At 73.7% G+C, this 12,747-nt stretch carries 9 protein-coding genes; 3 read left to right on the forward strand and 6 right to left on the reverse strand.

Annotation, left to right across the window (positions count from 1 at the left end; genetic code table 11):
• From IH50_RS38720 to IH50_RS0111155, 6 genes are all read right to left on the reverse strand, one after another.
• Complete coding sequence (locus tag IH50_RS38720) at window positions 1-3,585, reverse strand: SDR family NAD(P)-dependent oxidoreductase (RefSeq protein WP_051767260.1); 3,585 nt, start codon at window positions 3,583-3,585, stop codon at window positions 1-3.
• On the reverse strand, window positions 3,582-4,436 hold the full coding sequence (locus IH50_RS40870) for an ACP S-malonyltransferase (RefSeq protein ID WP_037872269.1): 855 nt from the start codon (window positions 4,434-4,436) through the stop codon (window positions 3,582-3,584). Before IH50_RS40870 ends, IH50_RS38720 begins: the two co-directional genes overlap by 4 nt.
• An 18-nt stretch (window positions 4,437-4,454) precedes the next feature.
• Entirely contained in the window at window positions 4,455-5,495 is a 1,041-nt protein-coding gene (locus IH50_RS40875; protein ID WP_158801185.1) for a hypothetical protein, read from the reverse strand.
• A gap of 22 nt (window positions 5,496-5,517) precedes the next feature.
• On the reverse strand, window positions 5,518-6,528 hold the full coding sequence (locus IH50_RS0111145; protein ID WP_158801187.1) for a hypothetical protein: 1,011 nt from the start codon (window positions 6,526-6,528) through the stop codon (window positions 5,518-5,520).
• 620 nt (window positions 6,529-7,148) lie between these two features.
• Entirely contained in the window at window positions 7,149-8,423 is a 1,275-nt protein-coding gene (locus IH50_RS0111150) for a phosphatase PAP2 family protein (protein ID WP_030859971.1), read from the reverse strand.
• A 158-nt stretch (window positions 8,424-8,581) separates the two neighbouring features.
• A complete protein-coding gene (locus tag IH50_RS0111155; protein WP_030859972.1) occupies window positions 8,582-9,493 on the reverse strand; it encodes a LysR family transcriptional regulator in 912 nt (303 codons plus the stop codon).
• Window positions 9,494-9,585: 92 nt separating this feature from the next.
• Here IH50_RS0111155 and IH50_RS0111160 point away from each other — a divergent pair, with 92 nt between their 5' ends.
• The 3 genes from IH50_RS0111160 to IH50_RS0111170 all read left to right on the forward strand — a co-directional run bounded on the left by IH50_RS0111160 (window position 9,586) and on the right by IH50_RS0111170 (window position 12,716).
• Complete coding sequence (locus tag IH50_RS0111160; protein WP_030859974.1) at window positions 9,586-10,416, forward strand: oxidoreductase; 831 nt, start codon at window positions 9,586-9,588, stop codon at window positions 10,414-10,416.
• 200 nt (window positions 10,417-10,616) lie between these two features.
• On the forward strand, window positions 10,617-11,816 hold the full coding sequence (locus tag IH50_RS0111165) for a DUF4190 domain-containing protein (RefSeq protein ID WP_037872295.1): 1,200 nt from the start codon (window positions 10,617-10,619) through the stop codon (window positions 11,814-11,816).
• A gap of 147 nt (window positions 11,817-11,963) precedes the next feature.
• Complete coding sequence (locus IH50_RS0111170) at window positions 11,964-12,716, forward strand: GntR family transcriptional regulator (protein ID WP_030859978.1); 753 nt, start codon at window positions 11,964-11,966, stop codon at window positions 12,714-12,716.
• The last annotated feature ends 31 nt before the right edge of the window (window positions 12,717-12,747 follow it).

The raw sequence follows: 12,747 nt of genomic DNA on the forward strand, positions 1-12,747 counted from the left end.
TCAGTCTCCGGGCAGGGTCAGCAGCTCGTCGAGCCACGCGTCGTCGTCGCCGTCGTCGTCCGGCGCGTCCGTGTCGTACTTGTTCTCGATGAGCAGGGCGACGGCGGCCACGGTGCGCTCGCTCATGAGGTCGACGGCGTCGAACTGGCGGCCGAGGCAGGCGGAGATGCTGTTGCCGATGGTCAGCGCCATGATCGAGTCGGCGCCCAGATCCCGGAAGTCGGCGTGGACGTCGATCACCGGGTGACCGAGGGTGTGCGCCAGGCAGCGGCCCACCATCCGTTCCCGGTCGGTGTACCCGTCGTCCGGACGCCCGGTGAGCCGTACCTCGGTGGACTCCACGGCCTCGCGCACGCGGGCGAGGCTCAGCCTGGACCGCTCCTCGAGCGCCGCCAGTCCCGCCTCGATCTTGCCCTCGAGGTCCGCGGACAGGGCGACGTGGTACGTCGGCAGGACGCTCATCAGGTCGCTGCCGTAGTTGATCTCACCGGCGAAGAACCCCGCCCGGTCCCCGCGCAGCGCCGCGTCGATCAGGCCGAGGCCGGTACGGGTGCGCAGCGACCGGAACACCAGGTCCTCGCTGACGCCGGTGGCGACCGCCATGCCGACCTCCCGCCAGGCCACCCAGTCGACGCTGACCACGCGGTGCTCCGGTGTGTTCAGTGTGCGGGCCAGGTGGTCCAGGTAGAGGTTCGCGGCCGCGTAGTCGGCCTGCCCGAGGGCCGGGAACACCGCGGCCACCGAGGACATGTGCAGCACGAAGTCCGGCCGGTCGTCCCGGGTCAGGTAGTGCAGCAGGAACGCGCCGCGCAGCTTCGGCCGCAGGACGGACGCGAACTCGTCGGCCTCCCGGTACGCGATGAGGTTGTCGCCGGGCACGCCGGCGGCGTGCACGATGCCGTCCACCCGGCCGTGCGCGGCGCGGATCGCGGCCAGCACGTCCGCCAGCGCGGCCTCGTCGGCGACGTCGGCGGCCACCGGGTGCACGCCGGCGCCGAGTGCGGCGATCTCGCGGACCGCCGTGACGCGCGCCGCGGCGGGGTGCTGCGGGTCGGCGGCGACCGCGTCCCACTCGGCCTCGGGCGGCAGGGCGGTGCGGCCGAGGAGGTACAGCTGGACGCCGGGGGCGCCGGCCGCGAAGTGCCGGGCCGTCTCCAGACCGATGCCGCCGAGACCGCCGGTGATCAGATACGCGCCGCCGGGCCGCAGGTACGCGTCGCGGACCGCCGGGACCTCGGGCAGCTCGGCGAAGGACTCGCGGTACTTGTCGGTGCCGCGCAGCGCGTACACGCCGGCCTGCGCGGCGAGGATCTCCGTGCCCAGCAGCGCGGCCGGCACCGCGTCGTCGACGTCGAGCAGCCGGACGGTCACGTACGGGTACTCCCGGCCGATCGCCTTGGCCAGCCCGGCGAGCGCCGCGTGCTCCGCGACCACACCCGTCTCGCCGGGCACGACCGCCAGCGCCCGCCGGGTCAGCACCACGAGGTCGACCGTCGCGCTCGCGTGCATCAGCGCCTTCGCCAGCCGGAAGAGGCCGGTCAGGTGTGCGTCGACGCGGCGGTCCAGTTCCGCGGGACCGTCCGCCGGTGCGTCGTCGAAGGCGAGCGCGTACACCAGATGGGTGTAGCCCTCGTCGACGAGTTCCTCGGCGAGCCGGTCCGGTCCGGCGTCCGCGGCGTCCGGCGTGCGCAGCACCGCGTCCGGCGGCAGGGCGGCGGCCACGGCGCCGGCCGCGGCCGGACCCACCAGGGCCAGCACACGGGCCGACGGGTCGCCGGCCCCGGCGAGCGGCGCCGGCGTGAACCCCACCTCGTGCGTCAGCGGGTGCTCGGCCCGCGGTGCGGCCAGCGCGAACCTCTCACGCCAGGTGTCGGGGAAGTCGACCCAGGCGCGGGTCTCGTCGAACTCGTACGGCGGCAGGTGCACGGTCCGCGGACCCGGCCCGCGGTACTGCGCCCTCAGGTCGAGGTCGGCGCCACCGGTCCAGGCGCGGGCGGCCTCGGTGCCGGCGGCGTCCGGCACCTCACCGGCCTCGGTGGCCGCCAGCGCCGCCCGCAGCCCGGCCAGGTCGGCGACCGTGTAGGCGAGCCGGTGCCGGTGTCCGGCGCGGGAGACGTTCGACGTCCAGCACACGTCCCGCACGCTCCCGTCGATCCGGCCGCCGTCGATCGCCTCGCGGTAGCGGGTGACCAGCCGGCCGAGCGACGCCGGGCTCTGCGCGCTGAGCGTGAACAGGTAGGGCGGCCGGTCCTCGCCGGACTTCGGCGGCGCCGCGGTGAACTCCTCCAGCACGACGTGCGCGTTGGTCCCGCCGAGGCCGAAGGCGCTCACCCCGGCGCGGCGGGGGCCGTCCCCCTCCGGCCACGCGTGGGCCTCCCGCGGCACGTACACCGGGCCGTCGTCGAGGTCGATCGCGGTGTTCGGCCGCTCGTAGTTCGCCAGGGGCGGGATCACGCGGTGCCGCAGCGCGAGCGCGGCCTTGATCACGCCCATCACGCCCGAGCCCTCGAAGAGGTGGCCGATGTTCGCCTTCACCGTGCCCACCGCGCAGAAGCGCCGGTCGTCGGTCCGGGCGGCGAACGCCCGCCGCAGCCCCTCGAACTCGATCGGGTCGCCGACCTTGGTGGCGGTGCCGTGCACCTCCAGGTAGCCGATCGTGCGGGGGTCGACGCCCGCGTCCCGCCACGCGGTCTCCAGCAGGCCGGCCTGGGCGCGGGAGTCCGGCGCGGTCATCATCTCGGACCTGCCGTCGTGGTTGACCGCGCTGCCCTTGACGACCGCGTACACCTGGTCGCCGTCGGCCAGCGCCCGGTCGAGACGCTTGAGCACGACCGCCCCGGACCCCTCGCCGAAGCCGGTGCCGTCCGCGCTCTCGTCGAACGTACGGGTCACGCCGTCGGACGACTCGATGCCGATCCGGGTGTGCGGGTGCCGCATCGGAGCCATCACGATCCGGGTGCCGGCCACCACGGCCATCTCGCAGTCGCCCAGCAGCAGCGCGGCCCTGGCCTGGTGCAGCGCCAGCAGCGACGCCGAGCAGGCGCTGTCGATCACCATGCTGGGGCCGCGCAGGTCGAGCAGGTACGAGAGCCGGTTGGCCAGCATCGTGACGATGTTGCCGGTGATGCCGAGCTGTCCCAGCGCGGGGTCGATGCGGCAGAAGTAGTCCAGGTACGACCCGCCGGGGTTGCCGGCGTAGCCGACGTACACGCCGGTGCGGCTGCCGGCCAGCCGCTCGCCGGTGTAGCCGGCGTCCTCCAGCGCGCGGTACATCGTGCGCAGGACCAGCCGCTGGTGCGGGTCGGTGACCGCGGCCTGCTTCGGGGTCATGCCGAAGAAGGCGTGGTCGAACAGGTCCACCCGGTCCAGGAAGCTGCCGTCGTGGAAGTCGACCCGCTCCTCGGCGTCCGGTACCAGCGCCGACTCCCGGTGGTAGCGCAGGTACTCCTCGATCTCCCGGCGCCGCCGCGCCGGGAACGGCCGGGTGAGGCTGCGGCCGGTGCGGACGACGTCCCAGAACGCGTGCTGGTCCGGCGCGTCCGGCACTTCGACGGACAGTCCGACGACAGCGATGTCCGTGGTCATACGAGTTCCTCCGTGGGCTGTGCGGCGATCCGTGCGATGAAGGCGGTGAGGGTGGTGCCGTTGACCTCGTCGAAGTGGTCGACGCCGGCCGCGCGCAGGGCCCGGACCGTGCGCACCCACTCCACCGGGCGGTGGATCTGTCCGCTGAGCAGCCGGACCGCCTGATCCAGGGCGAACTTTGTGCCGGTGACGCTGGACATCACCGGCGTGTGCCCGGCGCGGAATGCGTACGCGCGCAGGACCGTCGCGAACGCCCGGCCGGCCGGGGCCATGAGGGGGGTGTGGAACGGGCCGCTGACGGACACCGGCAGGACCCGGGCGCCCCGGCCGCGCAGCGCCTTGACCGCGAGCGCCAGTTGCGGCCGCTCCCCGGCCACCGTCACCTGCTGGTCGCTGTTGCGGTTGGCGACGTGCACCAGGTTGAGCCCGGCGCCGTGCAGCACCGCCTCGACCTGCGCCGGGCTCAGCCCGACCACCGCGACCATCGCGCCGCGGGTGACGTCGGCCATCAGTTCGGCGCGGCGCCGGACCAGCGCCAGGCCGTCCATCAGGTCGATGACGCCGGCGGCCACCAGCGCGTTGAACTCGCCCAGGCTGTGCCCGGCGACGTAGTCGTACCGCCGGCCGGCGCGCTCGAGGTCCATCCAGGACAGCGCGTTGACGAGGAAGACGGCCGGTTGCGCGTAACGGGTGTCGGCGAGCCGGTCGTCGGGGTCGTCGCGGCACAGGTCCGCCACGGGATAGCCGAGCAGCTCGGTCGCGGCCGCGGTCTCCCGCGGATACCGCTCGAACAGTTCCCCTCCCATGCCTCTGCGCTGTACGCCTTGGCCGGGGAAGACCAGACAGTGCATGCGTGGACGCTCCTTCACTCAAGCGGTCGGTGCGGGGACGCTGCGGTAGCGCAGGCCGTGGTGGCCGCCGCGCAGGGTCTCCCGGGTGAACACCCGGGCCGACGGGCCCGGTCCGAAGTCGACTACCTGGTCGGGCCGGCAGTCCTCGATCGCGGCGCGGACCGTTCCGGGCCAGTCCAGCGGGCGGCACACCGCGTGGGCGAGGACGTCCGGCAACAGGTCACCGCGGTGCTGGAGGTTGACCGGCGCGTCGGCGACGTACACCGGTACGGCCAGCCGGTCGCCGGTGAGCGGGAACGTCATGAAGTGCCGCTCCTCCAGCGTCGCGCGCACCGCCGGCTCCAGGAGCGGCGTGTGGAACGGCGCGGTGCTGCGCAGGTAGGTCCACCCCACCCCCGGCTCGGCCAGTCGCCGCGTGTGCCTCGTCCGGAAGCCGGCGAGGTCGTCCGGGTCCCCGGCCAGCACGTGCGAGCGGCCGGAGTTGGCGAGGGCCAGGTGCACCGGGGAGTCCGCCGCCAGTGCGCGCAGCTCCTCGGCCGGTACGCCCGTCACGGCCGCCATCGGTGTGGCCGCGCCCTTCCGCGGCGGTGTCAGCTGGTGGCAGCGGATCAGCGTCAGCGCGGTCATCGCGATCAGGTCGTGGCAGAGCGCCGTGTACTGCCGGCGGCCGGTCACCCTCAGGCCCGCGGCCATCGCGCCGATCAGGCCCAGGCTGTGACCGATGGCGGCCACCGGCGCGGGCCGGTCGTCGTCCGCGCGGCCGACGGCGGGCTGCAGCAGGCACAGGTGGTAGATGTGGGCGCACAGGCCGTCCACGATGGAGTGTTCCAGGGCGCCCGCCTCCGGCGGGTCGCCGCGCAGCCAGGCGGTCAGCGGGATGCCGCCGGGCAGCTCCCGGCGGTAGGCGTCCGGGCCGACGTGGTCGAGCACGCGCGCCACCGCCTCGGCCGCCGCGGTGAAGTACCGCGCGTTCTCCGGGCGGGCGTACAGCGCCCGCAGTGCGGCGAGCGGCGGGCCCTGTACGCCCGCCATGCCGCTGAACAGGTATAACCGTCGCACTTCTCTTCCCCGTGTGAGGTGGTTACCGGCCACGGGCCGGGACCGGCAGGATCCGCGGGAGGGTGGCCGCCTCGTCGACGAGGAGCCGTGCCGCCCGCTGTTCGTGCAGCCGTAGCTGCGTGAGGCCGCGGCGGATCCGGTCCGCCGGCAGGGCGGGCAGCCCGGCCTGGAAGGCGGTGACCCGGTCCGACAGCACGGTGGCCAGCTGCGCGACGCGGGTGTAGGCGGCGCGGACCCGCTCGCTGTGCTCGGTGAGCTCCAGGAACCGGCAGAACAGGGTCCGTGAACCGGCCAGCAGCGCCATGCTGTTGACGCCGGGCGCGCGATAGGCGGCGGCGACCGAGGCGCGCTCCACGACGAGGTTGTCGCCGATGACGTCGTAGAGCTCGAAGCCGTCGCGGAAGCCGGCCAGGAACGCGCGGTAGGCGTCCTCGAACCCGTCCCGGTCGGGCTCGGCCACCTGCCGGACGGTGGCGCAGCCGGTGAACCAGCGTTCGGGTTCCCGGGCGTAGCCGTCGCGCAGCACGTCCCATCCCACGGTCAGCGGGAAGTACTCGTGGTCGTCGGCGGTGTTGTCGACCAGCAGGACGCCGGTGCCGCTCGCCCCGCAGACGAGGAACGAGTGCAGGAGCCGGTACTCCTCGGGGAGCGTGCCGACCCGGCGCATGAACTCCACCCAGTGGGGGAAGTGGTGCCGGGGCGCGTAGAAGAACACCGGCTGTCCCGCGGCGAGGAAGTCGGTCAGGCCGGACTCGAAGCGGTCCAGGTCCACGGTCCCGGCCGAGAACACCTCGAACCCGAGCAGGCGCAGGTCGTCGTCGTCCACGTACGGGGTGTCGAACGCCCAGCGGTCCCCGCCGCGCAGGTGGCAGTGGCGGTGGATGGCCGAAGTGGAGCCCAGGGCCCGGTACATCAGCAGGTCGGACCAGGGGGTGTGGCCGCCGACGTACGCGAGGAGCTGGGTCTTGCGGCAGTGCAGGTGGTTGTTGGGGTCCCGGGTGCGGATCCGGTCCAGACCCGGTAACTCGATCATCTGGTCGACGGACAACAGCGTGAACCTCCGTTCGGCGACGCCTTCGCCGCGGGTGCAGGTAGCGAGGAGTGCCGTACTCCGGCGGGTTCGATCCGTCACACGGGACGGTGGTGCCGTGGTGGGCGCGACGGGTTCGGTGGGGCCGTGCACGACGATGTGCGGATGCTCTTCACGGCGCGCCGGGGATTCCCGCCATTGGGCGATCTCCGGCGATGCGCTCAGAAGCAACGAGCAGAGGGGTCCTGTGGGACCCGGTAGGCGAAACATTCGAAGTTGATGCGGATGACGTTCGACCGTTCACCCGGCGTTCAACATCATGACAGGCCCCAAGTAACGAGGCAATAAAAGTCATATGATTTGGTTCGAGTCGGAGTTCACCGCAGGTCAACGGGGTGGAGCGGGCGGCGCAGGTGTCGTGCCGGAGCGTGAAGGGGTGGCGGTCGCCCCGGACATGCGCCCGGATGGAGCGGAAACTTACGCGCCGATTGCTCGAAAGTGTCGATGGTTCCGGCGCATGTGAAAGTCGAGTCGTCCTCGGTTCCACCGAGCCGGTCGGCATGAAGCCCGGCGCCCACCGGGCCGGAGCCGTCCACGGCGGCCGGCTCCTGACGCGGCCCGGATCAGACGGGTTCCGGCCGTGGCTCCGGGGCCGGCCGCGCGGGTGCGGCCGTCGTCTCCCACCGCGCGGTGGCGCGCGCGTAGCCGTGGATCACCGAGGCCATCAGCAGGAGGAGAAGCGGACCGAACGCCCACGGGTACGCGGCCATCCGCTCCGGCAGCCACCGGTACGACACCAGCAGCACGGTGAAGACCGTCGCGCCGTGGACGACCAGCCAGGTGGCCGGCCGGTCCCAGCCGCGTGCGAGCGCGCGCATCGCCGCCTCGACCGTGAGCGCGAACACCACACCGGCGACCAGGTCCACGCCGTAGTGGTAGCCGAAGCCCAGCGTCGCCGAGAGGGTGGCGACCAGCCAGAACGTGCCCGCGTACCGCATCGCCCGCGAGCCCTCGCGGGTGTGGACGAAGAGGGTGACGGCCCACGCGGTGTGCAGGCTGGGCATGCAGTTGCGCGGGGTGATCCCGTCGAACGGGACCGGGTGCGGGGTGCCGATGGACGGCAGCGTGTCCGGCCACAGGTGGCCCACCGCCCACGCTCCGCCGTCGGCGCCGTAGGCGTAGACCGGTCCGACGACCGGGAAGATCATGTAGACGGCCGGTCCGAGCAGGCCGATGACCAGGAAGGTGCGCACCAGGTGGTGGGCCGGGAAGCGGCGCTCCACCGCCACACGGCGCAGCTGGTACAGCCCGACGAGCGCCGCCGCCAGCGGGAGCTGGCCGTAGACCACGTGGAGGAGGAAGGGGCCGACCGGATCGGTGGCCTCGACGATCCGGCCGGCCAGCCACGACGGGTCGCCCAGCGCGCGGTCGGCGAGCGCGACGTACGGGTCGAGCACCGTCGGGCGGGTCTTCGAGGTGATGAGCAGCCAGGTGTCGCCCGTCTTGTGGCCGGCCACCAGGAGCAGGCCCAGACCGGAGCCCTTCAGCAGCAGGAGGCGTTCCGCTCCGGTGCGGCGGGTGACGGCGACGACCGCGAGGCCCAGGACCACCCACAGCGCGCCGTTGCCGAAGTTCATCTCGGCGCCGGCCGCCCACCGCACCAGGAAGAAGACGACGTCGACGCCGATCGCCGTGCCCGCCGCGACGAGCCGCTGCCGCCAGGTGAGCACCACCATCGCCAGTGCGAGACCGGCGTACAGCAGCGGTCCCGAGTCGGGGGCGAAGACCAGCTCGCGGGCGTGGTGGGTGACCGGGCCCGGCAGGCCGTAGCGGCGCGCGGTGACTTCCAGGGCTATGAGGAATCCGAGGGTCGCGACGCCCGCGGCCGCCCACAGCATCGCCTGCGGCTGACGTATGCGCGCCGGTGCGCGGCTGGGTTCTGTTCTCACTGCCTGGTCTGTGTATGAAGATCGGGTGATCGGTGGGTCGCCATGGGTCCGCACATGCTAACGGCCCCCTGTGCGCCCGGTGCGAGCCAGGGCCGCTCCCGCCCGGACTACGCCCGCCCCGTCGCCCGGCGGCACGCCTGCGCGTACCCCCGGACCAGGGGGCGGGAGCCGTCCTCCACCCGCCAGGCCAGGACGTACCGGCTCGGGGAGAGGCCGTGGACCGGGCGGGTCGTGACGCCGCCGAGGGTGATCAGGGGGGCGTTGCCCGCGGCCACCAGACAGATGCCGAGGCCGGCGACCAGGGCCTCGTAGGTCTCCTCCGTGCCGGCGACCTCCGCGCCGACACGGGGCGGGCCGCCGGGGCGTTCGTCGAGGGCGAGCCAGTGGTCGCGCAGGACGCCCGCGCTCGGGGGCAGCGCCAGGAACGGCTCGCCGGCGAGGTCCGCGAGCGTGAGGTCCGTACGGGCGGCCAGGGGGTGCGTCTCGGGGAGGGCGACCAGGCGCGGCTCCTCGGCGACCACCGCCCAGCCGTAGCGGCCGGCGTCGGGCAGCGGCAGCCAGACGAACGCCACGTCCGCCCCGCCGTCCGTGAGCCCCGCCGTCGGGTCCTCCCAGCCGACCTGCCGCAGCCGGACCGCGGCGTCCGGGTACGCGGCGGTGAAGCGGGAGCGGATCGCCGGGAGCAGGCCGCCGCGGCCGGGGCTGGTGCTCATGCCCACGACCAGCGTGCTGCGCTGGGCCGCCCGCGCCCGCTCCACCGCCGCGGCCGCCTCCTCCCAGCCCTCCAGTACGCGCCGGGCGTGCGGCAGCAGTGCCGTACCGGCGGCGGTGAGCGCCACACTCTGCCGGTCGCGCCGGAACAGCTCGACGCCGAGCTGCCGCTCCAGCGCGCGGATCTGCTTGCTCAGCGCGGGCTGTGACACGTACACGCGCTCGGCCGCACGGGTGAAGTGCAGCTCCTCCGCCACGGCCAGGAAATAGCGCAGCTCCCGCAGGTGAACGTCCGTCCTCATAACCATCGGTTGTCAGCGTAGGTCTTGGACGGGCGCCCCGTCCCGGCGGCAGGGTGGTTCACACGAACCGAAGGGCGACCGAGGCACGAGGAGCCGGGATGAACAAGGTGTGGCTGATCACGGGCGCGAGCAGCGGATTCGGCCGGGCGATCGCCGAGGCGGCCCTCGCCGACGGCGATGTGGTGATCGGCGCGGCCCGCCGGCCCGAGGCGCTGGACGACCTGGTCGCCGCCCACCCGGACCAGGTGGAGTCGCTGCGCCTGGACGTGGCGGACGTCGAGGACGCCGAGGCCGCGGTGCGGGACGTGCTGGCGCGGCACGGCCGGATCGACGTCCTGGTCAACAACGCGGGCCGGACCCATGTCGGGGCGTTCGAGGAGACCACCGACGACGAGCTGCGCGAGCTGTTCGACGTGCACGTCCTCGGCCCCGCCGCGCTGGTGCGGGCCGTGCTGCCGAGCATGCGGGAGCGGCGCTCGGGGGCGATCGTGCAGATGAGCAGCATGGGCGGGCAGCTCTCCTTCGCCGGTTTCGCGGCGTACAGCGGAACCAAGTTCGCGCTGGAGGGCATGTCGGAGGCGCTCGCGGACGAGGTGCGGGAGTTCGGCGTCAAGGTGCTGATCGTCGAGCCGGGGTCGTTCCGGACCGGTCTGTTCGAGACGAGCCGGGCCGGGGTCAGCCCGGACAGCGGCCTTTACGCCAAGGTCGGCGAGACCCGTTCCGCCGTCGCCGGCGGTGACGGCACCCAGCCCGGCGATCCCGCGAAAGCGGCGGACCTGATCCTGGCCGCCCTGGAGGCGGCGGACACCCCCTTGCGGCTGCCGCTCGGTGCCGACGGAGTCGACGGGATCCTCGCGCACCTCGACCAGGTCCGCGCGGAGGTCCTGGCCTGGGAGAAGCGCGCCCGCGCCACCGCCTTCGACGACTGAACGGAACCGGGTGGTCCACCCCATGGACGGGTCACCCGCCGTCGTGCCGCCGGGGCAGCCGGTTCAGGTGCTCGCGCGGGGTCCTTGTGCGTTCCCTGCGCGGCCCCAGGGTCACCCGGCCGGCACCCGGGCCCCGCCGCCGAAGCCGGTGAAGGTGCCCCGGGGACGAGGGCCGTCACCTCGCGCCTACGATGCGGCTCGTGTCCATGCCTCCGCCCCACGGGCCCCCGCAGGAACCTCAGGTCCCCCCGGGGCAGCACCCCGCTCCCCAGGGCCAGGTCCCGTGTCCACCGCCGCGGTTCCCCCACGGCGGCGGGCCCGGTCCCGCGCCGTACGGGCTCTACGGGCCGTACGGTCCCCGGCCGCCGGCCGTCGTCAACGGTGTCGCCGTCGCCGCCCTGGTGTTCGGCGTGCTGTGCCTGGTGCCGGCCGCCGGGCTGGTGCTGGGGCTGGTCGCGCTGCGGCAGATCGAGCGGCGGGGGGAGCGGGGGCGGGGGATGGCGATCGCCGGGGCCGCGCTGTCGTCGCTCGGGCTCGCGCTGTGGACGGCGGCCTTCTCCTTCGGTGTCCTGGGCGACGTCTGGGAGGCCATCGAGGAAGGGACGCGCGGCGACAGCGTCCTCGCCCTGGCCAAGGGCGAGTGCTTCGACTCGCCCGGCGGGCTGGAGGGCTGGTCCGCCGACGCCGACCGGGTGCCCTGCGCGCGGGAGCACGACGGTGAGGTCTTCGCCGTCGTCCGCCTCCCCGGCGACCGCTATCCGGGCGACGACGGCCTCGCCGGCACCGCCGGCGAGCGGTGCCACGGCCTTCAGGACGCCTACGTCATGGACGGCTGGGCGCTGCCCGCCACCGTGGGCGTGTACCACCTCGTCCCGTCCCGGGAGAGCTGGCGCCTCGGCGACCGCGAGATCACCTGCATCTTCGGCGACCGGGACCCGCGGAAGACCCTCACCGGGTCGCTGCGCCGGGACGGGACCACCCTCGACGCGCACCAACTGGCCTATCTGGAGGCCGAGGCGGTCCTCGACGCGGCGCTCGACGCGTCCCCCGCGGCGGATTACCCCGAGGACGACCTGCCGGGACACACCGCGTGGGCGGCGAAGGTCGCGGACGCGCTCGCCGAGGAGGCCCGGATGCTGCGTGCGCACGAGTGGCCCGCCGGTGCCGCACAGGCGGTGGGGGACCTCGCCGCCGGTCTGGAGGAGGCGGAAGGAGCGTGGGCGAAGGCCGCCGGGGCCGACGACGCGGACACGTACATCGAGCACGCCGACGCGGGCTGGGAGGTGACCGATCCCTATGTCTCGGTCACCGCGCGCCATGCCCTGGGGCTGGCCTCCACGCCGCCCGCGTACGACGAGGAGGCCGAGCGCGACACCGGCGACGGTGGAATGAAGGTGTGAGAGCCGCCATAGCGGGGAGAAAGTGCCTGCGTAAAGCCCTCCCTCGGCAGATGTCATCACATCGAGTGATTCTTTGGCCTTCGCTTGCCTGAAACAACCTACGGTTGCCACGCTGTTGCTGTCTGTACAACCTGATGGGAGCGGCCCGTGACATTCGGTGAGCAGCCGGCGTACCTGCGTGTCGCGGGTGATCTCCGCAAGAAGATCGTCGACGGCCGGCTGCCGCCGCACACGCGGCTCCCCTCCCAGGCGAGGATCCGCGAGGAGTACGGCGTCTCGGACACGGTCGCGCTGGAGGCGCGCAAGGTCCTCATGGCGGAGGGGCTCGTCGAGGGCCGCTCCGGTTCGGGGACGTATGTGCGCGAGCGTCCGGTGCCCCGGCGGGTCGCCCGCTCCGGGTTCCGTCCGGAGCGGGGGGCCACGCCGTTCCGTCAGGAGCAGGCCGACGCGGGCGCCCGGGGCACCTGGGAGTCCAGCAGCGAGCAGGCCGAGGCCTCCGACGCCGTCGCCGGGCGGCTCGGCATCGAGCCCGGCGACCGCGTGATGCGCACCACGTACCTCTTCCGGGAGGCCGGTGAGCCGATGATGCTCTCCACCTCCTGGGAGCCGCTCGCCCTCACCGGCCGGACCCCCGTGATGCTGCCCGAGGAGGGGCCGCTCGGCGGCATGGGCGTCGTCGAGCGCATGCGCGCCATCGACGTCATCGTGGACAACGTCACCGAGGAGGTCGGCGCACGCCCCGGCCTCGCCGAGGAGCTGGTGCTGCTGGGCGGCGTCCCCGGGCACGTCGTCCTGGTCATCGAGCGCACCTACTTCGCCTCGGGCCGGCCGGTCGAGACCGCCGACGTGATCATCCCCGCCGACCGCTACCGGGCCGCCTACCACCTCCCGGTGAAGTAACGGCCCCACGGGACGGCCCCGCCTGCCGGAC

The sequence above is a fragment of the Streptomyces sp. NRRL S-37 genome, assembly GCF_000721605.1.
Lineage (GTDB): Bacteria > Actinomycetota > Actinomycetes > Streptomycetales > Streptomycetaceae > Streptomyces.

Coding starts and splice junctions, on each gene's coding strand:
- IH50_RS38720 (WP_051767260.1), bottom strand. CDS start 3,585: ATGACCACGGACATCGCTGTCGTCGGACTGTCCGTCGAAGTGCCGGAC.
- IH50_RS40870 (WP_037872269.1), bottom strand. CDS start 4,436: ATGCACTGTCTGGTCTTCCCCGGCCAAGGCGTACAGCGCAGAGGCATG.
- IH50_RS0111145 (WP_158801187.1), bottom strand. CDS start 6,528: ATGATCGAGTTACCGGGTCTGGACCGGATCCGCACCCGGGACCCCAAC.
- IH50_RS0111150 (WP_030859971.1), bottom strand. CDS start 8,423: ATGCTGTGGGCGGCCGCGGGCGTCGCGACCCTCGGATTCCTCATAGCC.
- IH50_RS0111155 (WP_030859972.1), bottom strand. CDS start 9,493: ATGGTTATGAGGACGGACGTTCACCTGCGGGAGCTGCGCTATTTCCTG.
- IH50_RS0111160 (WP_030859974.1), top strand. CDS start 9,586: ATGAACAAGGTGTGGCTGATCACGGGCGCGAGCAGCGGATTCGGCCGG.